The organism is Nitrosarchaeum koreense MY1 (assembly GCF_000220175.1).
GTDB lineage: Archaea > Thermoproteota > Nitrososphaeria > Nitrososphaerales > Nitrosopumilaceae > Nitrosarchaeum > Nitrosarchaeum koreense.
Window position 1 is genome coordinate 1196011 of sequence record NZ_AFPU01000001.1, and the last position, 20225, is coordinate 1216235.

Annotated in this window: 24 protein-coding genes and 1 tRNA gene; 12 read left to right on the plus strand and 13 right to left on the minus strand. The window is 30.8% G+C overall.

Annotated features, from left to right (window positions below):
- The first annotated feature begins 89 nt into the window (after positions 1-89).
- Positions 90-623 (plus strand): hypothetical protein, encoded by a 534-nt coding sequence (locus MY1_RS06925; protein WP_007551190.1) that lies wholly within the window; start codon positions 90-92, stop codon positions 621-623.
- On the opposite strand, the gene MY1_RS06930 is transcribed toward MY1_RS06925, so the two are convergent.
- The gene (locus tag MY1_RS06930) at positions 624-1970 is read right to left on the minus strand and encodes a multicopper oxidase domain-containing protein (protein ID WP_048109971.1); all 1347 of its coding nucleotides are present in this window, start codon (positions 1968-1970) and stop codon (positions 624-626) included.
- A gap of 106 nt (positions 1971-2076) precedes the next feature.
- On the opposite strand from MY1_RS06930, the gene MY1_RS09605 reads away from it, so the two are divergent.
- Both MY1_RS09605 and MY1_RS06935 read left to right on the plus strand, forming a co-directional pair.
- Entirely contained in the window at positions 2077-2289 is a 213-nt protein-coding gene (locus tag MY1_RS09605) for a hypothetical protein (RefSeq protein ID WP_117439751.1), read from the plus strand.
- Positions 2290-2534: 245 nt separating this feature from the next.
- Positions 2535-3830 carry an ArsB/NhaD family transporter gene (locus MY1_RS06935; RefSeq protein ID WP_007551192.1) on the plus strand — a complete coding sequence of 432 codons (1296 nt, stop codon included), beginning with the start codon at positions 2535-2537 and terminating at the stop codon, positions 3828-3830.
- A gap of 231 nt (positions 3831-4061) precedes the next feature.
- Here MY1_RS06935 and MY1_RS06940 read toward each other — a convergent pair whose 3' ends face one another.
- On the minus strand, positions 4062-4484 hold the full coding sequence (locus MY1_RS06940; RefSeq protein ID WP_007551193.1) for a universal stress protein: 423 nt from the start codon (positions 4482-4484) through the stop codon (positions 4062-4064).
- A 299-nt stretch (positions 4485-4783) separates the two neighbouring features.
- On the opposite strand from MY1_RS06940, the gene MY1_RS06945 reads away from it, so the two are divergent.
- Positions 4784-5038, plus strand: a complete 255-nt coding sequence (locus MY1_RS06945) for a hypothetical protein (RefSeq protein WP_007551194.1) — start codon at positions 4784-4786, stop codon at positions 5036-5038.
- An 82-nt stretch (positions 5039-5120) separates the two neighbouring features.
- On the opposite strand, the gene MY1_RS06950 is transcribed toward MY1_RS06945, so the two are convergent.
- From MY1_RS06950 to MY1_RS06965, 4 genes are all read right to left on the minus strand, one after another.
- Positions 5121-5468: a hypothetical protein gene (locus MY1_RS06950; RefSeq protein ID WP_007551195.1), complete on the minus strand. Its 348-nt coding sequence runs from the start codon at positions 5466-5468 to the stop codon at positions 5121-5123.
- A 518-nt stretch (positions 5469-5986) separates the two neighbouring features.
- On the minus strand, positions 5987-6631 hold the full coding sequence (locus MY1_RS06955; RefSeq protein WP_048109976.1) for a DM13 domain-containing protein: 645 nt from the start codon (positions 6629-6631) through the stop codon (positions 5987-5989).
- Between the two features lie 93 nt (positions 6632-6724).
- The gene (locus tag MY1_RS06960) at positions 6725-6904 is read right to left on the minus strand and encodes a hypothetical protein (RefSeq protein WP_007551200.1); all 180 of its coding nucleotides are present in this window, start codon (positions 6902-6904) and stop codon (positions 6725-6727) included.
- Between the two features lie 121 nt (positions 6905-7025).
- A complete protein-coding gene (locus tag MY1_RS06965) occupies positions 7026-7907 on the minus strand; it encodes a methyltransferase domain-containing protein (RefSeq protein ID WP_007551201.1) in 882 nt (293 codons plus the stop codon).
- 79 nt (positions 7908-7986) lie between these two features.
- Here MY1_RS06965 and MY1_RS06970 point away from each other — a divergent pair, with 79 nt between their 5' ends.
- Together MY1_RS06970 and MY1_RS06975 are read left to right on the plus strand one after the other, a co-directional pair.
- On the plus strand, positions 7987-9201 hold the full coding sequence (locus MY1_RS06970; protein ID WP_237698815.1) for a hypothetical protein: 1215 nt from the start codon (positions 7987-7989) through the stop codon (positions 9199-9201).
- A 3-nt stretch (positions 9202-9204) separates the two neighbouring features.
- Complete coding sequence (locus MY1_RS06975) at positions 9205-10023, plus strand: SirB1 family protein (RefSeq protein WP_007551203.1); 819 nt, start codon at positions 9205-9207, stop codon at positions 10021-10023.
- Here the strand turns inward: MY1_RS06975 and MY1_RS09925 are convergent.
- From MY1_RS09925 to MY1_RS06980, 3 genes are all read right to left on the minus strand, one after another.
- The gene (locus MY1_RS09925) at positions 10020-10190 is read right to left on the minus strand and encodes a hypothetical protein (protein WP_007551204.1); all 171 of its coding nucleotides are present in this window, start codon (positions 10188-10190) and stop codon (positions 10020-10022) included. The genes MY1_RS06975 and MY1_RS09925 overlap by 4 nt on opposite strands.
- A 74-nt stretch (positions 10191-10264) precedes the next feature.
- Positions 10265-10426 (minus strand): hypothetical protein, encoded by a 162-nt coding sequence (locus MY1_RS09930; protein ID WP_007551205.1) that lies wholly within the window; start codon positions 10424-10426, stop codon positions 10265-10267.
- Between the two features lie 219 nt (positions 10427-10645).
- Complete coding sequence (locus MY1_RS06980; protein ID WP_237698816.1) at positions 10646-11122, minus strand: hypothetical protein; 477 nt, start codon at positions 11120-11122, stop codon at positions 10646-10648.
- A gap of 429 nt (positions 11123-11551) precedes the next feature.
- Here MY1_RS06980 and MY1_RS06990 point away from each other — a divergent pair, with 429 nt between their 5' ends.
- Together MY1_RS06990 and MY1_RS06995 are read left to right on the plus strand one after the other, a co-directional pair.
- Positions 11552-13438, plus strand: coding sequence for an ATP-binding protein (locus tag MY1_RS06990; RefSeq protein ID WP_420835203.1), 1887 nt, complete (start codon positions 11552-11554; stop codon positions 13436-13438).
- 32 nt (positions 13439-13470) lie between these two features.
- Positions 13471-13836 carry a response regulator gene (locus tag MY1_RS06995; RefSeq protein WP_007551210.1) on the plus strand — a complete coding sequence of 122 codons (366 nt, stop codon included), beginning with the start codon at positions 13471-13473 and terminating at the stop codon, positions 13834-13836.
- Here the strand turns inward: MY1_RS06995 and MY1_RS07000 are convergent.
- Positions 13833-14678, minus strand: a complete 846-nt coding sequence (locus MY1_RS07000) for a hypothetical protein (RefSeq protein ID WP_007551211.1) — start codon at positions 14676-14678, stop codon at positions 13833-13835. The genes MY1_RS06995 and MY1_RS07000 overlap by 4 nt on opposite strands.
- Before the next feature lie 127 nt (positions 14679-14805).
- Here MY1_RS07000 and MY1_RS07005 point away from each other — a divergent pair, with 127 nt between their 5' ends.
- The 3 genes from MY1_RS07005 (at position 14806) to MY1_RS07015 (ending at position 17372) form a co-directional block, all read left to right on the plus strand.
- Positions 14806-15015 (plus strand): hypothetical protein, encoded by a 210-nt coding sequence (locus tag MY1_RS07005; protein WP_007551212.1) that lies wholly within the window; start codon positions 14806-14808, stop codon positions 15013-15015.
- The gene (locus MY1_RS07010; protein ID WP_237698817.1) at positions 15005-16012 is read left to right on the plus strand and encodes a hypothetical protein; all 1008 of its coding nucleotides are present in this window, start codon (positions 15005-15007) and stop codon (positions 16010-16012) included. The genes MY1_RS07005 and MY1_RS07010 overlap by 11 nt, the downstream gene beginning before the upstream one ends.
- A gap of 82 nt (positions 16013-16094) precedes the next feature.
- Positions 16095-17372 (plus strand): hypothetical protein, encoded by a 1278-nt coding sequence (locus MY1_RS07015; RefSeq protein WP_048109980.1) that lies wholly within the window; start codon positions 16095-16097, stop codon positions 17370-17372.
- 54 nt (positions 17373-17426) lie between these two features.
- Here MY1_RS07015 and MY1_RS07020 read toward each other — a convergent pair whose 3' ends face one another.
- The 3 genes from MY1_RS07020 to MY1_RS07030 all read right to left on the minus strand — a co-directional run bounded on the left by MY1_RS07020 (position 17427) and on the right by MY1_RS07030 (position 19085).
- Positions 17427-18008: a hypothetical protein gene (locus MY1_RS07020; protein ID WP_007551217.1), complete on the minus strand. Its 582-nt coding sequence runs from the start codon at positions 18006-18008 to the stop codon at positions 17427-17429.
- Positions 18009-18219: 211 nt separating this feature from the next.
- Positions 18220-18306: transfer RNA gene (locus tag MY1_RS07025), tRNA-Ser, on the minus strand.
- Between the two features lie 32 nt (positions 18307-18338).
- Complete coding sequence (locus MY1_RS07030; RefSeq protein ID WP_007551218.1) at positions 18339-19085, minus strand: metallophosphoesterase family protein; 747 nt, start codon at positions 19083-19085, stop codon at positions 18339-18341.
- Positions 19086-19193: 108 nt separating this feature from the next.
- Between MY1_RS07030 and MY1_RS07035 the strand changes: the two genes are divergently transcribed.
- Positions 19194-20225 (plus strand): isocitrate/isopropylmalate dehydrogenase family protein, encoded by a 1032-nt coding sequence (locus MY1_RS07035; protein WP_048109984.1) that lies wholly within the window; start codon positions 19194-19196, stop codon positions 20223-20225.

Here is a 20225-nt window from a genome sequence, read left to right on the forward strand (position 1 = left end):
TGCTAGCGGCTTGGCTAGTAACATTATTTTTGTAATTACGATTAGAGATCAAAACACATTATTAATGAACAATGATTGCAGGATAACACTTGACTGATGAACAAAAAAAGAAGACAGAAACTATGTCATTTAGACTAGACAGTAATATTTTAGATAAGATTAGGAAAGAATCAGAATCTCAAGGAATAAGCTTGAATGTTTTAGCCAATAGGATTTTTTCAAGATATACAGAATGGGATATGTTTGAGCCTAAAGTAGGCATGGTACCAATTGCAAAACCAATTGTAAGTGCATTGTTTAAAAAATTAACTGAGAAAGAAACTGTTGAATTGGCAGAAAAAATTGGACATAGCATAGTATCAGATATTGCAACTTTTATGAAAGGAACTATGGATATTGATTCGTTTGTATCATGGTTTGTAACAAGAATGAAGATTTCAGATTTTGAAATGAATCATACAGAAGAAAATAGAAAACATACCTATATCATAAAACATGATTTAGGATACAATTGGTCATTGTATCACAAAACAGTACTACAATTAATTTTCAATGATGTTTTAGAAAAAAAGATAGATTCTGAAATAAATGACAATATGATGAAAATTGTATTTGAAAAATAATCATACTGACTTTATTGTTCCAGTCATCCATGGATGAAGCATACAATAATAGTCATACAACCCAACATCAGCAAATTTTTGCTTAAATGTATCGCCTGGCATCATCATTCCAGAATCAAATAAATCGTCTTTACTTGTTACAGTATGAACCGATACGTCTTTGTTTGTCCACGAAATAGTATCTCCTGATTTTATCTGAGTTAGTTTAGGATAGTATGATTTATTGGATGTCTTTACAGCAGAGTCTTTTTCAATATCACAAATATTTGTCTCAATTATTTCAGACTCAACTTGAATTTGAGCTAGAATATTATGTTGTTCATGTCCAGATGTAACTGTAGTTGTTTGCGTAATCTTTGCATCAGAATCTGCTTGTTGCAAATCAGTCAAGATTTGTTTTTGCCAATTCCACATATCAATTGATTTTGTTTTTGAAACATCTATCCCATCAATTGCATTTGTCGGTGGATTTTTTACATCAAAGTATGCCATTGTGCCTCGCTCCTCAGGAGTTCCGTGTAAATGAAATAGATACCTTCCAGGCTCCTTCCATTTAGCCTCAAATATTGCAGCATTTCCAGGACTTACCTCCCATGTTTGAGTTTTAATTGGTTCATTTTCCCAAATACCAGATATTATAGTATCAAAGATTGTTCCATGAATATGAAATCCAAATGCAGGTATTGCACCCATGTCAATATAGTATAATCTAACTAACTCATTTGTAACTGCAGGTAATGGGTTAGACCAATATTGATCAGCGTATCCATTAAAGAAAACATAATCTGGTGTCCACGTCTCTTGGTCTTCTAAATCATACTCTCCTTTGACTAGAACATATTCTCTGGCAGGTTCCACTCCTTCTTTTGGGTCTACAATGAATGCACCATACAATCCATTTCTGATATGAGATGATACTGGCATTACATGGCAGTGATACATAAAAGCACCAGCTGGTTCTGCAATAAAGTCATAAGTGTATGATTCTCCTGGAAGAACTTCTTGAAATACGCCGTCATTTTTTTCATTATGATCACCATGAAAATGCATTGTATGCGGTAATTTTCCATTGTTGATAAAATTAATAATCACTCTGTCTCCCTCTGTTGCTCTTAATGTTGGACCAGGGATAGTTCCATTGTATGTCCAAGCTTCAACTCTAGTATCAGGAGCAATCTCAAGTGTAGTATCTTCAGCTATAACAGTATAGGTTCGTGTTATGGGAGAATTGTGGACAGATTGATTTTCTGCAAACGACTGTAATGGAGTATCCATTACGAAAAAAACCATACCAAGGGCAACACCAAAGCATGCAACTACAATCATCATGGTAATAGTTCTGTCCACAAAACAAATGGTTCAATATTACTTTTAATGAAGACGTTTATTGTGCAAACATTTGCAAGTAATTGTATACATCAATCTTATCTGGAATAGATTTTGTAGATTTATCTTGGCACCAAGATGTAAGGGACAATGTGTAGATTTTAAAACAAAACGATTTGACGGAGGATTAAAGTATCAAAATGGATTAAAATGGTGCTCAATTTGTGCCCGTTTTTTGCAAACAGAGTTTATTCGCTGTATTTGTTGTAATACAAAATTACGAGTTAGAGCCAAGCATAGAATACATCAAAACCAAACAAATGTAGAACATATTTTATAATATGTTAATTTTAGGTTCGAATCCGCAAAGGCCTGAACCGTTTTTGGGATGAAATTATTTTAGATTTCACATCACAGAACTCATCATGAGTTTTGTCAAGTTAGTTAGATACCCACCACTTTTGTTTATAAGCATAATCAATTTTTATCAAAAAACGGTACCACGGCACACACAAATCAGTTTAAAGATCTAGGATATCAGTCAAATCATATCTTTAAAACGTCATACTAAAATAGAAAATAAAAATGGATTTTGATTCTAGTTTTTTCTCAATTCTAATAGTTTTTGTAATTGTATATGGATTAATTATTTTTAGAAATGTAAGGGGAATAAATATTCCAATTTGGGCAAGTATGTCTTGTGGTGCTATCACAGTATTGGTTTTGCAGATCATAACTCCTGAAGATGCATTTTTAGCCATAAATTTTGATGTGATATTTTTTCTTCTTGGGATGTTCATTCTAGTTTCAGGATTAGAATCTTCAGGAATGTTAAACCAAATTGTAACTAGAATTTTGTCATTTGCAAAGACACCTAATCAAATTTTATTTTTTATTTTGTTTGTGATGGGATTATTATCTGCATTTCTAATCAATGATACAATTGCTCTTGTAGCAACTCCTATCGTTATTGGATTGGCAAAACCAATGAACATTCGTCCAGCTCCAATGTTGATTTGTTTAGCATTTGGAATTACCATAGGCAGTATGATGACACCAATGGGAAACCCCCAAAACTTGTTGATTTCGCTTCATAGTGGAATGGAGTTTCCTTTGTTTACTTTTCTTAGGTATCTCTTTTTGCCAACTATTACCTGTTTGCTTGTTACGTTTTTTATTCTGAAATGGTATTACAAAAAGGAATTTTCAAGTGCAGTCATGCTACAAATAACATCTCCAAAAATAATTTTAGATTCTAGTCTTGCAAAAAAATCCTCAATTCTAATCATGATTACTATAATAGGGTTTTTTGTCACAGGATTGATAAAATTATTCGGCATCTCAACAGAATTGAATTTTAGTCATGTTGCAATATTTGGAGGACTTGCATTGTTGGTAATTGGCAATAAAAGAAGACAAATAGTAAAAGGAATCAATTGGCAGATAATTGTATTTTTTTTAGCAATGTTTGTGTTTATGCAAGGAGTATGGAATGGTGGAATCATAGAATTGTTTCAAATGCTTTTACCATTTGACCAAAATCCAAACTCAGCTACGGCATCAATTAACATAATCGGAACGAGTATTCTAACAAGCCAGGTAGTCAGTAATGTGCCATTTGTTGCATTATCTATCCCAATTTTACAAAACTATGGATTTTCTGCAATTGATACAATACCATGGATTGCGCTAGCTGCAGGAAGTACGATTGCTGGAACATTAACTATACTAGGGGCTGCAAGTAATGTGATAATTTTAGAAACTGCAGAAAGAAGACACAGAGTAACTTTTACTTTTAAGGAGTTTTTTAGAATTGGAATAATAATTACTGCAGTGAACAGTATAATTTTGATATTTTTTATAACATTTCCATTCTTGTAAGGTATTACAATTAATTTACCACCTGTTATCAAAATTGATAATCATAAAATACCATAAAAATAATCTCGCAAGAAGATTATTCATAAATCCCCAATCGCTCGAGACTCTCCCTTATGATAAGTAAGGGGGAGTCTAAATTTATCTAAAATTTGTGAGTAACAAACTGATTTGTTATAATGTATGAAAGATTTCTTTTCTCACCGTCAATAAAAAACAGAATAACTGAAAAAATTATTTGATTAGATATACTGGTATCTTTGATTTGTGTACAACATAGTTTGATACACTCCCAAGCATTTCACCTGTAGCAGAACCAGAACCTGTTGTGCTCATAATTATATCATCAAACTTTCCACTTTGTGATAATTTTATTATTTCATGACCGGGTGAACCTCGAATTATTTTTGTCTTGAGTTTTGCATTTTTGTTTCCAGCGTGTGCAGATGCCTTTTTTAGAAGAATATTTCCCTCAGAGATAATTTGTGCATCAATTGCTTTTGTTCTAGGTCCTCCCTCTTTGATAACATGTGGGATTACATTGAGACATGTAACTTCACCATGTGTGAATCCAGCCAAAGTCAATGCTCTATCTAGTGCCTCAAAGGATTTTTTTGAACCATCAATAGGTACCAAAATTTTATGTAGTTTATCCATAACAAACGGCAAAAATATTGATTATATTAAGCCCAATCTAGAATATCAATTTCAGTATTACAATAAATCAAACATTGTTAGAATTAAATTTCACTCATTAATGTTCCCAAAAGGACGGGAGTATCTAACTAACTTGACAGAACTCATCCCCGGCACACACAATTTCATGAAATAAAATTGTACGGATCTTATCGATTATAGCATTATGATTATAATTAGAAATATCATGTTTAGAAATAATTTTCAATAAAGTTGCTCAAAATCTTATTAATAAGAAACAGGTAGTATAGGTGAAAATAATGGCTAAAATAAAAGTACGATCAGGAAGAGGTACAAGAATTGTTGAAGTCGATGATTCTTCAAATTGGGCAGGTTCTGAATTCAAAAAAATTCAAGAAGCAAAAAAAGCAGAATCAAAAGACAAGTATGTTTCCGTAGGACGTGGAACTGGCAAGATAAAATTTAGCGACATTCCATCTACTGAATCCAAGTCAACAAAAGGCATGTGGGTTAGTTCAGGAAGAGGAACTAAGAAAAGAAAACTCGACGATTAGAGAAAACATATTCGCCTCGAAAAATACGTTTGCGTGTATAGCATTAGCTAAATTAAAAATAGAAAAAAGTAAGGCGTGGTAATTATTTGAATGAACGTACCTTACGAATTACTTTGTTATGATCAAATGAAGCAGTGGTAGTTACATACACAATATGATCTTTGCCAGCAGGAATTACTATCCTCTTGACTTTATCATATTCTGCAACTACGTATTTACATGGTCCAAGTGATTTCAACAATTTTTTTCTTTGTTTCCAGTCATATGCTGCAGCCTTTAATGATGCCAAACTTTGTTTCTTTGAAACCAAAATCCGTACTTTCTTTGAACGAGCAGAAAATACCAATTTGCCTTTCAGATCACACAAACTGACAATTCTGACAGATGGACTGATCTTCAAAATTTTTTCAACTGCTTGTTGAATTTCCATAATTATAAGAAAACTTTCTAGGTGATAAAATTTTCTATAAAAATTTTAAATAGCAATCTTTAGTAACAAATTGGCTCATTTTTGAACAAATAGAATAATAATAGAATCAAAAAGTATCATTTGAAAGTAGATAATATTGAATTTAATTTGTATGCATTGCAGTAAACCATTTGAAGGTGAAAATACAAAATTTTGCTCTCAGGGTTGTAGAGATTCTCAAATAGTTGCTCTAGAGAGAAAAATACGAGAGATTGTAGACAATGATACTAGTCATACCAAAAAATTTAGTCGAGGTTACTAGAATATCCACGGTCAACTAATTTTGCAATACTTTCAGATTTAACACATACAGGATGAAATGAAATAAAACCTATTGAAAAAATACCGAAAATAAAAAAGAAAATTTTAAGCACAGAAATACTTTGATGCTATCAAATTAAAACATGATCTTGTATAAATTAAACAAAATATATTTCAAATTTAAATTGTGGATTTAGAGATCGTCAATAAATAAAAAACTATTGTGGGGATAAATCAGCATTGCCAAAAAGAACCCCAAAAGCCTTACACCAAATCAAGACTTTACTATATTTTTCAAGATCGGTATTTTCTGGTATGTCATAATTTTGGTTTCCATTATTTGCTTTAAGCTTACCAAGACTAACAAATTCAGAGGCTTTGTTATCTGTAGACAAATAGACATACAAATCAGGACCGTTAGTTGCTTTGAAATTTTCTAATCTTAGAACATTATTGCCATCATTTAATGGAAGTGTTCTTACCATCCCTTGTGCATCGTGTATTCCATCGCCTACTCCAACAAATGTGCCTGCGTATGTTTGCATTTGCATATCTTTCATCATGGATTCATCTTTCATCATGGATTCATCTTTCATCATGGATTCATCTTTCATCATGGATTCATCTTTCATCATGGATTCATCTTTCATCATGGATTCATCTTTCATCATGGATTCATCTTTCATCATGGATTCATCTTTCATCATGGATTCATCTTTCATTGTTGTATCTTCTGTTTTTAATGGAATTGCAGAATTAGGCAGTGCTTCATTTACAGTACTACTTGTAAAGTATGGAGAAATTGCATATGCCACTCCCATTCCAATTATTGCAACTAATGCAACAATTATCAATTTGTTCATAATGTAGAATTTTCTTAAAGATATAAAACGAATTATCCAAATTATATCCAATTCTTTTTGAATATTATTTTAAATGAAGAGTAAAAAATTGCATTATTGTTTTAAAATACACCACTCACAAGGAGAAAAATTTTGACTTTTTGCGTTTTCCAGTGTATCAGGAGTGAAATATTGCCTATCAGTGATTTTCATTTCACTAATTTTACATTCTTTTTTCAAGCCATCTAAGTGATGTACAAGTTTAGTTTTTTTATCACCTAATAATCCAATCATACTAAATTAGATCATAACTGGAATATAAGGTAAGAATTTCAAAATCTAGATTTTCAAATGTATCTAAAAATCAATTACTTGATAGATATGCTTACAAATTCATGATTTATTCTGAAATGTTTTATTGTGATAATTTTTTTGCCACTATCAAATCTACTTTATAGGTTAAAGTTGAGCGTGAATTTAGTTTTAAATTCCAAGTAATAAAAGAAGGTTTTTTTGTCTTTTTAGTAATTGAAAACATCATCTTTTCCAAGTTCGATCTCAATGTCGATTCATCAAGGAATTTTTTAACAGAATTTTTACCTCTGTCATAATCATAAGGGTCAGATATTACAAATGTACCTGCATGAATTTGTTCAGAGACTTTTTTTAGATAATCTATAGGTTCAACTAATTCTAAAACATTTAATGCTAAAATCAAATCAAATTTTGTCTTACCAAAAACATCAGATAGAAAATCAGCTACAAAATAATCCAAATTATCCTTAGATGTTTTTTTTGCCATACTTAATGCATTAAAAGATCTGTCAATTCCAAATACAATTTGATTGGTATCTGCAAGATAATTACTCATAGTTCCAATAGAGCAGCCATATTCTAACACAAGTTTTGATTTTGGTAATGCATTCAATTCATTTTTAATATTGGAATAAAATTTTGATTTTTGACTATTTTGATAGATTTTACTCCATCTCTCTTCAAGTAATGTTCTATCGTCAGTTTTTCGTACACAATTTGACAATGAATGTTTGAGAAATTTTTTCATTTTTTCGTGAGATGCAGAATTAAATAATTTCCCTCCCAACATAATTCTCTCAGAGAGATATTTTGAAAAATCATCCCAAAGAATCGGAATTTTATTAATTATTGGAAATGATAACGAACATTTTTTGCATTCCAAAATACCTTCTTCAATTTCATTTTCTTTTTTAAATACATCAAGATCTAACTTTGAGCTACATCTAACACATCTAAGAAAATCAAGACTAAATTCATGCATTTTTGTATACCAATCCAAACAAGTTGGAATTAATAATTTCTTTTAGATACAATAGAGGAATAATGTTAAATGGAGTATTTTGAAGATTTTATGCGATTTGGGAGAATTTGAAGAATTTGCAGAGGCGTTGTTTGGTCAATTATCTGTAGAAATCAATGAGGAAAAAGAAATTGCCAAACTTGCAAACTTGGCAAAAGAGGATCTCTCACAGAAAGTCACATTTGAAAAATTAGAAGACATAGCTAATCAGGCATATCCAATATTAAAGAAAAAGGTCGAGGAATTTCTAGGAATTAAAATTGCAGATAATTTAAAAATAGAATTTCCAGAGTTGATTGAATTAAAAAAATTAAAAGGTGAAAAAGTATTTTCAGACGAAAAATCAAAAGTGTTTGTAAGAGAATTATTTGGTGCAGTTGCAAATGAGGATCTTAATAAAATTGCAGAGTTGATGAAAAAAGATACTGCAAAATATCTTGTCTATTCTACTTATGCCATACAATACATCTCAAAAATATCTACAACCTATGGAGATTATCTAGACTCCATAATTTACCTTAACAAATTCGTACTTTCCAGATACCCACAAATTATCTTACACAAACAGGGAGAACCTTATGAATCAAGATTTGCAAATGTAAATTCAGGCTATTTAGGAGCTGTTAAAATGACTGTACTTGAAGAATTAATCCATTCAACCCAAGAAAAATTACATCAATTAAACAAAAATGCTGCAACTCAGGTTAATCTAATTAATGAAGAATTGGCAACAATAATCTTAGGATTAGATAATCAAGCTGTAAATAATCTGTCAGAATATTTGCAACTCCAAGCTGTCCCAGATGATTTTCCATTTGCAAAAAAAGCAAATCTATTTTTCTTTTTAAATCCTGATCACTTCTTAATTGAGCAGATTGGTCCTGATGTAATGACATTTACACATGTGGAAATTGATCCTAAAATTTCAAATGCAATTCCTCAATTGCTAGACATTTATAAAAAATGGTTAAATCCAATTCAACAGCACCATGCAGCTTTTACATTAATGGAAGGAATGGCAGGATTTGCAATAGAAAATATCTTAAAAGATGATCAAGACTTTCAAAATTATCTGACCACCTTTATGGGCACAGATTTCTCGTCATACCAGGTTCGAAAAAGCATGGGAAAAGACTTTACAAGAATAATCTACGAGAAATTTGGGGAAAATGCATTCAAAAAATTAATTGAATACCCACCAAATACAAGAGAGATAAAAGAGCCACAATTATACCTGAACAGGATAAAACAGTAACAATTGCCAGAAAAATTTGATCCCTTAGTAGCTGAATGGCTTTCATTTGCAAAAAACCCAAACTTCAATTTAGTCGAAAAGTGTCTCAAATTTGCCCAAATTCTAGAATATCCTGATCTAGAAATTGAAAAATACATTCAAAAGATTGCAGTAATTGGAAAGTCATTAAAAGAATCAATCAGTGACGTAAAAAACCCTACATACCAGGTTTCAATTTTAAATGAACATCTTTTTCAAAATTTAGGATATAGTGGCGATACTGATGATTACTATAATCCAAAAAATAATTTTTTAAATGAAGTAATTGATAAAAAATCAGGACTTCCAATAACAATCTCTATACTATATGCTGAAATTGCAAAATTTATTGGATTAGAGCTTAAGATAGTAGGATTTCCAAGCCACATATTGGTAAAATATAATGAAGAAATGATTTTAGATCCGTTTAACGATGGAATGCTATTAGATATAGATGACCTTCAAGATATTTTAGATGAAAATTTTGGTGGAGAATTGGAATTCAAACCAGAGTTTCTTGATGAAATAAGTCACGAGCAAATTCTTGTCAGATTAGCTAGAAATTTAAAAAATTCATATGTTCAATCTTTTGTTTATGACAAAGCACTAAGATGTACAAACATGGTGTTAGCAGTTGAGCCAAATTCACCAGACGACATCAGAGATAAAGGAATACTAGAAGAAAGACTATTGAATTCAGACATAGCGCTGGAATATTTGAACCGATATTTAGAAATTAATCCAAACGCAGAAGACGTAGATTTTATTTTAGAACTAATAAGAAGTATTAAAACAAAAAACTAGTCAATAATAGAACTAATATCTTGTCCATTTTTGATCATTGATATCTCGTGTCGGGCAATCTTGTTTCTTAATGCTCTTTTAAGAATATCAACTTCGCTTCTAAGTAATGCAATTTCATCTTCTAACTTTGCTACTCTCTCATAGATTGTTTCTGCTTCTGAACTCATGATTATCTATCATAAAAAAATTGTCTTAAAAAGTTATGGGTAAATATTTTGATGGGCTGGTTAGTTTTTTGTAACTACAATTCAAATTCCTGGCGACATTTCTCGCATTTTCCTCTTTCTTGCCCAGGAGGACCAAGAAGGAATACCTTACCAATGGTCTTACATAAAGGACACATTCCAGTAGTTGCATTTTTTGGGCCACTACGAATGATTTTCTGAGTTTTTCTACGTCCCATACGTTTACTTCTGAAATCGGTCTATTAAGTTTAATTTTTCAATGCCTAAACGAATACAAAATAGACCTGAATTTAATACAAAAACTATCAGTCATGTATGAAAAATATCAATTAATTGAAGATTCAAGTAAAATATCTTAGATTTTCTTCAATTTGAACATATTCTTAAAAATTCAAGAATTTATAAAAAATTAGAAAAGGAAAAAAGATTCAGAAAAATTACAATTTAGGGATGAATCCTAGTGAATTGTAAAGTTCCATTAGTCTTTTTATCGATGTATCCTTTTTTGTAGTAGATGGTAATTTAGACAGTATACTTTGGGCCTCGGCTAATGCATCGGTTTTGAGAATCAATGTTGCACCAAGTGTTTTACCATCATTTGCTTTCATTACAGCACCATAGAAAGAACAGTGTCCTTTTGGAATGACATTGTTTACACCAAGTGTTACTTTCTCTACATCTGATTTAAGATCAATCATAGCAACAGCTAATGGGTAATCTGTAGCACATGCCTTCACAATATAACTCCAATACGGAGAACCCTTCTTGTATTGTTCAACTTTTATTTTAGTCAAGTACTTACTAATAGATCCATCACCACTTACATACGGTGCAGCCTCTGTGCTTTGCAGAGGAGCTATAACTAACGAACCTACCAATGCAGCTAATGTAAAGAAGATTATTTTTTTATTCATAAATTCACCCCCTCAGAGAATTGACTAGTGTGAAATTTGTTCTTAGCAAAAGAAATCAAAGTATCACATGATAAATGAGTACCTGTGATGATGTCCCTTTGGCAATGAAGACATTTTCTAATAGATGCTCTTTTACAAACCAAGCATAAAGCTATAGGGGCCAGAGGACCATCACAGTTTTCACATGCATACAAAAAATTACATGGAAAATTAGAAGAAACAAAATTGTTTTCTGCTCTGTTTTCAAATGCAGGGGAGCCTGGTAAATGAGGGGAATGATGATTATTTGAAATCAGTTTTGGATTTTGTTCTTCTATGTGACTCATTAAATCATATTTCACAGTTTGTTATTAGACAATAACTTAGAATTTGTGGCATGCCTTAATTTCGATTATTTTTAAAACAGTTTAAATCACTGAATGACTTGATGTGAATTCATTGAAATTATCTACAATGTTAATTATAGGAACGTTTGGAATTTTTCTAATTTTTGGAGTTTATGGATATTATTCATTTTCAATATCAATTCAAGAGGTAAATAAGTTACTTACAACTAGAAATGAAGGATTCGCATTTAACATGATGCAAGATCTTGATGAGTATATTGATAAAAGAATTGAAGATTTTAGACAGCTAACAAAACTTCCAATAATTCAAGAATCATTAATGAAATCTAATCAGGAGTTTCTTCATAGACAACAAGTACAAAAAATAATGAAAGAACAAGATCCTCTTACAAATATTGAAAATCAACCATTTATTTCACCAACTGTCAATACAGAATTGATATCAGAATTAACTGATGTAATAGATTTCTATAAATCAGAATACGATTACGATGTAATATCAGAATTATACATTACAAATATCTACGGTGCAAACGTTGTATTAGATTCTGAAACATCAGATTATAGACACGATGATGAAAAATGGTGGCAAGAAGCAAAAGCTAAAGGTACCTATATAGGAGAAACAGAGTATGACGAAAAATTAGGAAATTATATCATAACAATAGGTTTGAGAATAGATGATCAAAATAGAGAATTTTTAGGAGTACTTAGAGTTTCATTAACACTAAATGATTTAATTCATGAATTTATTAATGATGCAGAAATTCTCAATTTACAAAACAGATCAATATTATTAATTAATGAAAAAGGGCAAACAATATACTCAAATGGAATTCAAGATTTTAGAGAAACTAAAGCTGTTACGTATTTTGATTTAATTCAATCTTTGAAAGATGTAGGAACTGTAAACATTTCGGATAATCCAGACGATCCAATTTTCATATCATATGCAAAATCTACAGGGTATAAGCAGTTTGAAGGTTTTGGATGGACATCAATAGTTGATCAATCCAATTCTTCATTTACTGAAGAATTTGTTGATCTGAAAAATTCTTTTCTTGTAATATCGATTTTGGGAATGGTATCATCAGTAATGATTGGACTTATTTTATCATATTTTATTTCAAATCCATTACGTCTGTTAAGTAAAATGGCAAAGCAGTTCTCAGGAGGAGATTTTGACTCTAATTTCAAAGGCTCAAAAATTATGGAAATCAATATGATCGGTAATTCATTTAATTCAATGGGTCAGTCTCTTAAAAAATTAATTGAAACTGAAAAAAAATTAGCTGAATCTCATGCAATGATGAAAAATGAAAGATTAGGAGCTATTGGCCAACTTTCAGCAAGTATGGCACATGATCTAAAAAACCCACTTGCCACAATTAAAACATCAGCAACTATAATTCAAAAACAGGTAATCAACACAGATCCTGAAATAGAAAAGGCAATGCAAAGAATGGATAGAGCCATATTCCGTATGTCTCATCAAATAGACGATGTTTTAAATTTTGTACGAATCACTCCGTTAAATTTATCTGAAAAAAGAATTACAGATATCATAAATGAATCAATTGATTTGTTAGAAATACCAAATAATATTAAATTAAAAATAATAGATTCTGATTTCACAATTTTATGTGATGTAAAAAAACTAGAAATTGTTTTTACAAACATCATTTTAAATGCAATTCAGGCAATTGGTAAAGTAGAAGGACAGATAGACATAAAATCACAGGTCATAGATGACAATATCAAAATAGAAATATCGGATTCTGGACCAAAAATACCTTCTGAAATATTAGATAAAGTGTTTGAACCACTTTTCACAACCAAAGAAAAAGGAACAGGTTTAGGTCTTTCATCATGCAAAAATATCATAGAACAACATGGAGGAACTATCTCAGCTCATAACAATCCAACCACATTTACAATAATACTTCCAAAAAAGACAAAGAATCAGTAAGAGATTTTAACAGAAAACTAACATACTTTACAATGGATAAAAAAAAGATCGTTCTTATCGTTGATGATGATGTAGATCTTTTAGAAAATACTGTATTTTTGATAAAAAGTGCAGGATATGATGTAGTAATGGCTCAAAATGGTGTTGAAGCGGTTCAAAAATACAAAGAAACTAATCCAAATCTAGTCTTAATGGATGTAAGGATGCCTATCATGGATGGATATGACGCATTTTTTAAGATTAACCAATATGATTCCAATGCCAAAGTAATTTTAATAACAGCATATGCACATGATGAAAAAAAACATACCAAAGCGAAAAATCTTAATCTAATTGATACAATCTCAAAACCTTATACTATTGAACAGCTTGAAGATATCATCTCAAAAAATATTTAGGATTTTAGCTTCTTTATTTGTTTGAATCTGTTTGTATAAAACGATATTGCCTCATCGACGAATTTGTAGTACCATTTTTTTAATTCAGGATCATTGTCTAGTAATTTTTTCCATTGTTTAGTGTAATTATTTGATTTCTTTGAGGAGATCAAAAGATTGGTATAAAACCAATAAGATATTTGATTTGCAAGATCTTCTTCATTTATCTGCTCAAAATTATTCTGATATTTTACATTAATGTATGTCATCAATTCGTAAATTGGCAAAGCTGTAATATTAGAAATTTGAATATTATCCATAAACATTCCAGATGCCAATGTCTTTAATCTGTCTGTATCATTTCCTATGATTGATTTTACATAGTTCCATTTTCCAAAAATCTGTGGCAACACATCGGAATATTTTTCTGCCATCTTTTCAATGTCTTTTTCGGATAAATTCATCACATCTAGGCAATACAATATTCCATGAAGAGATAATCGGTAAAGATCTGATGGTGCTTTTTGAATATTTTTTCCATCTTTTACTACTAATCCAACATCTAACAAACCCATAGTATGTTTTCCTCTAGCCATTCTTCCAACCAATAGTCTACGATAGTCTTTTTCTTGTGTTCTTATATTAGAAGAATCTGAAAGATGTGTTTTTGCCATACCCCATGTAGTGAGTCTGCCATTTACTGCTAGAATCTCTAGTAATCTTTGTACGTTTTCATGGTGTTTGGGACCTTTTCTATTTTGGTACGAATATTGTCCAAAAATACGATGCGCGGTAGGCCTAGTGTATTGTTTGTATGCTGAAAGATTCCCATAAACTGCACCTTGTTCTTTTATTGATGGCATGCCACAAACCAATATGTATGAGCATATAATAAGCTACAAAAGCAAATTTATGATAAAAACCATAAAAATACATATTTTAGAATTTAGCTCATGTGATTTAAAAAATTAGAACTGGATGATATAGATTATGGAATCAAGAAACACGTATGTATTAGCAATCTTAGGTTGCATCATCATAATTATTGCAATGTTTTTTAGTTTAAGTTTAGATAAAATAATTATCAAACCTCTTATCAAAAATTATGCAATACTAGATACGTACATAAGATTAGATCAATCAAAATCGCTTACTTTATTGACAACAAATATTTTAGATGCAGTGCCACATGAAAAATAAAAAAGATGTTTTTGCTATGAATTTTATTTTCACATTATTAATAATTGGAATTATAATGTATCCAGTAGCTAGTTTTGCAGAATCATATGTCAGTTTAGATAAAAAGTCATATACAATTGGAGATGAAATTAAAATTTCAGGAAGAGTCGTTTATGAAGAAAACGTACCTATAGTGATTCAGGTTCGTAGTATTTCAGATTTAGTTGCAATAAAGCAATTTTTCCCGTTAAAATCAGGATCATTTTCAACAGATATTGATATAATTGGTCCTAAATGGACACAATCAGGATCATATACTGTAATAATTTCATATGATGATGAAAAATTCGAAAAGATTTTTAGTTTTTCTACTAACACATCTGAAAAAAATGAATCTGAACAAACAAGACATACTCAAGAAACAATCCAATCTCAAAAACCTAAATCAAAAATTTCAATATCAGATTTTCCAGATCCCACACTTTCTCCAAACTATTACATTAACTTGTATAACACTGATTCCGATTTTAAAAAATTATTTGATACTTCGTTCCCCGAATATAGAATTCAAGAAGTAGTAGGGTATGAGTTAACAGATATTCCAGGATTTCCTGATTATAATTTATCCCCACAATATTATGTGGATAGATATTCAAATGAGCCTAGATTTAGAGTATGGTTTGATTCACAATTTCCTGACAAAACAATTTATGATATCGTAGGTATGTCTGAAAAAACTAGACCTACGATACCCAGTTGGATTAAACAATACGTTCAACTATGGTCTACAGGAGAAATAACAGATTCGCAGTTCACTTCAGGAATTACAGAATTAATTCAAAAAAAGATACTCATACTTAGTGACGACATAATAAAAACAAAGAATTTAGATGACAACATTCCATCATGGTTTAAGAATACTGCAACATGGTATTCAAATGAAACAATTACAGAAGATGATTTTTTACTTGGATTGCAGTTTCTTATTGAAAAAAAGATAATCACAATTCAAACTTAGATAATTCATGCTAGTTAAAAATCAAAAATACTTGAATAATTGAAATGTAACTTTTAATAATCAAGTACAATATAAGAGAATATTGAATTTAAAGATATTATTTCTAATTGTTACAGTATTTACTTTTGCAGGATTGTTATTTTCAACGTCATACGCTGATGTAGCATCACCAAAAAAGCAATTATCTTTTGGGATCGATCTAGAAGATATTTCATGCAAGGAAGGATTTATGCGCGTATATTTACTAGAACATGAAACGCCTTCATGCATAAAGATTTCATCAGTAAAAAAATTAGTGCAGAGATATATGATTTCAGATTTTGATCTAAAGCAGTTTGAAAAGAAAGAAAAAACAACACTTCAAGAAGTTGGTTCTGTTAAAATAGAATCCACTGTTCAATCCCTTTCAAAATCTGGTAAATCGCAGATTCCGGTATATGATGTGATATTCAATGTTTGTTCCATATCGCAATCTATTGAATCACCAGTAATTGAACTTAAATCAAATGCCGAAAAAAAACAAATCCAACTTGCAAATAGTATAGAAGCAAAATCATGCCAAATATCTGTAGGACAAATTCAGGCTACCAATCCAGAATCAATATCAATACAGCTAATTAACAAGGGTACAATTTCTCAAAAAATTAATGATTTAACGATAACCATTAATAATTTACAACTTGAGCTTGAAATTCAAAGAAAAAATCTATCAGAATTAATCAAGTCTGAAAAATCACTTGAAGTAAGCTCAACAATTGAACAGATTTCTAAACTAAGAAAACAGACTAATGATGTACGTGATGAACTTAATTCATATTTATTATCATTGAATCTTACACCTACAACTACTAAAGATACTTTAAAGATACCAACACCAACGCCGCGAAAAGCATCAGAAGGAATGACTGTTAAAATTATTTCAAAATACGATAATCCAATAAAAAATAATTACGATATTGCATTTGAAGCATGTTCAGGAAAAGAAATTTTGAGAATCCCCATAGTTACAGTAAGTTCAGATTTAGAATCAAAGACAACTCAATTAGGGGATAAAATATCTCCAAACTCTTGTTTGATTTCTGGAACTAAGATAAGTGCCAGTGATCCAAATACTATCCAAATAAGATATCAAGATAGCGGTGTAAAAGCCCAACAAGTAGATGATTTAGATAAAAAACTAGATGAATTAAATAAACAATTCTCAGAAGTGAAAAAATCGCTTAATGACTTAATCAATCTCAAACCTCGTCCAGTAGACTTTGCTAAAAAGGCAGATGATATATCACAAAATATCATTAAATTAAGAGACGAAATTTTACACACAAAGTCTTTAAAATATAAAATTTTGAGTACTGAATAATTTCTTGTTTGAAAATTTCTTGTAGATAAAAAAATAATAAATTTTTAAAGAAAATTAGATTTTAAGATTACCAGATTTGATATGTTTGTATTTTGATAAATCTAAAATATTATCTATTTTAATATCGGATTGATATTTAGCGTTTACATATGTCCTATAATCATTACATGTGTCCTTTTTTAGAATTTTGTTTGTGACCCCAATGTATTGTTCAGATTTTGACTGTATTAGAAAAGAAGGTTTTAGAATTGTGGAATCTGCACATGCTTTGAATTTAACTAAAAACTTTTCAGAATCGGTAGGAATTGAATACAATATCTTAACATCTGCTTTTTTACCCAGTTTATTGTGAGATAATAATTCAAGATTTGAATAATATTTATCAATTTTACTTTTTCCGACAAAATTCCAATCTGAATTTTTGTAAAGTTTTATACAATTGTATATAGATTGTCTGTCCTTATATTTTTCTTGGAATTTCTGATTTCCCATCTCTTTGTATCGAACATACATTTGTTTACACATATTTTCATCGACTTTCACCTCAGCGAAGGATAACGGAAGTACAATCACAGGTAACAATAATAAAAAAATAGAAAAAATACCCAATCGGTTTAGATTATGTTTAGTTTTCATCAAATCACTTGAAAAAAATTTGAAGAAGCAAATACAATTATTGAAGATAAAAGAACTTGGGCTGTAAACGATGCCGGTGTATAATTGATTTCTTCGATTTTTTGTATTTTCGTATTTGATTTGCTAAATTAATAGTATTATTGTATAATTATTGGTTTGTGGCATGCCATAGATGAGAAAAGAGTATTTCTCATTTAGATAATGAATTCTATGGCGCGGGGAGAGGGATTTGAACCCACGGGTCATTGCTGACATGGGATTAGCAATCCCACGCCCTACCAAGCTAGGCGATCCCCGCACAGACTGCCTTGAATTAATCTGTAAATAAATTCATTCGTCCCCAAATTGGTGGTAATTAGTCACAATATCATCAAGTTTCATTCTTTTCCCACCCACAATTTTTAGTTCAACATTGATAGATTTGTTGGAGATAGTAATGATGTTGTATGTGTTTTCAAACAATCCTCTAACCCTTTCAGATGTAGCAGTTCCGGCATTTACAACCATTAGTTTTCCAAAATTCCATTCCCACGGTCTATGTTTATGACCACATAAAACAAGATCAACTTTAGTATCAAGTATAGTTCTTAAAACATCTCCTGCATCTACTACAGTTAATTGATCAGAACCAGTATCTGGAATTGCTATCAAATGATGATGCATTGCCAAGATCTTTATTTTGTCTTTGTATTTTTTCATGGTTCGCTCAAGCCACAAGTTTTGACGATATCCCACCTCACCTTCATTTCTATCAGGACGAGCAGTTCCAAGTGTTACCAAAACAACGTCATCACTTAATTCATTTATTGCTTCAAAGGGGAAAAATTTTTTGAATAATAGATAACCGGTGTTTCTATAGTCATGATTCCCGCTAATAGTAATAATTTTTTTAGTGTTAAATTTTGTCAATAATGTCTTACATTCTTCATATTCTTGCATTAGTCCTTCATTTGTAAGATCACCAGTAACAACGATAACATCTGGATTAAGTTGATTTACCTCATCAACAAGTTGATCAAACTTATTTTGAAGAAATTGTGAACCTACATGAAGATCAGAAATTTGTACAATTAGCATTTTTCTTAATGTAGTAAATTCCGCTATTAAACTATCTCTATAGTATCTATGTAAACAATCCAGACTCAAGGTAGGATTAAATAATAAACACCGCAACTTTTTCCAGTTTTGAGCAAAAAAGCTGCAGTGATGAGAGGGGATGGTATAGGTCCTGAAGTAGTAGATTCTATGCTCAGAGTTTTAAAAGAATGCAATTCCCAAACAGAAATTATTCTTTGCGAGGCAGGCTCTGAACAGTGGGATAAAAACGGAAGAAAAGATAAATCATACATCCCAGATGCCACAATGAAGACTCTAGAAGAGACAGATGCTTGTTTTAAAGGGCCGACAACAACAATACCGGTACCAGATGCACCAAGAAGTGTAGCTGTTACATTACGTCAAAAATTTGAATTATACTCTAACATTAGACCAACTAAAACATATGATAGATTAACACCAAATCGAAAACTAGACTGTGTTTGCTTTAGAGAAGCAACAGAAGGGCTCTACACAGGTTTAGAAGTAAAAGTTACAGATGATGCGGCAATTGCAATCAGAAAGATTACTAGACAAGGATGTAGCAGATTTATGAATTCAGCAGTAAATTGGGCAAACAAATACAATATGAAAAAAATTGTTGCAATCACTAAAAGAAATATCCTAAAACAAACAGATGGAATATTTTGGGATGAAGTACAGAATTCTATTAAAGGTACAGACATACAATTATCTGAGATTTACATTGACAACATGGCACAACAAATGGTAGTTGCGCCAGAACAATTCAATGGATCAATTTTGGTAAGTACCAATTTATTTATGGATATAATATCAGAATTAGCATCGGGACTTGTAGGATCAATAGGATTGATTTATTCTGCAAATATGGGAGATAATTACGCAATGTTTGAAGCAGCTCATGGAAGTGCACCACAGTTCGCAGGACAGAACAAAGTAAATCCAACTGCAACAGTTCTATCAGGAGCTTGGATGATAGAGTATCTTGGAGAGACAGAAATACGAAATGCAATTTTTGCTGCAACGGAACAAGTGATTAACGAAGGCAAAGTTGTAACGTGGGATATCGGAGGTAATGCAAGTACAACACAAATGACGGATGCCATAATATCATATGCAAAACAGAAACTTCGAAAATAA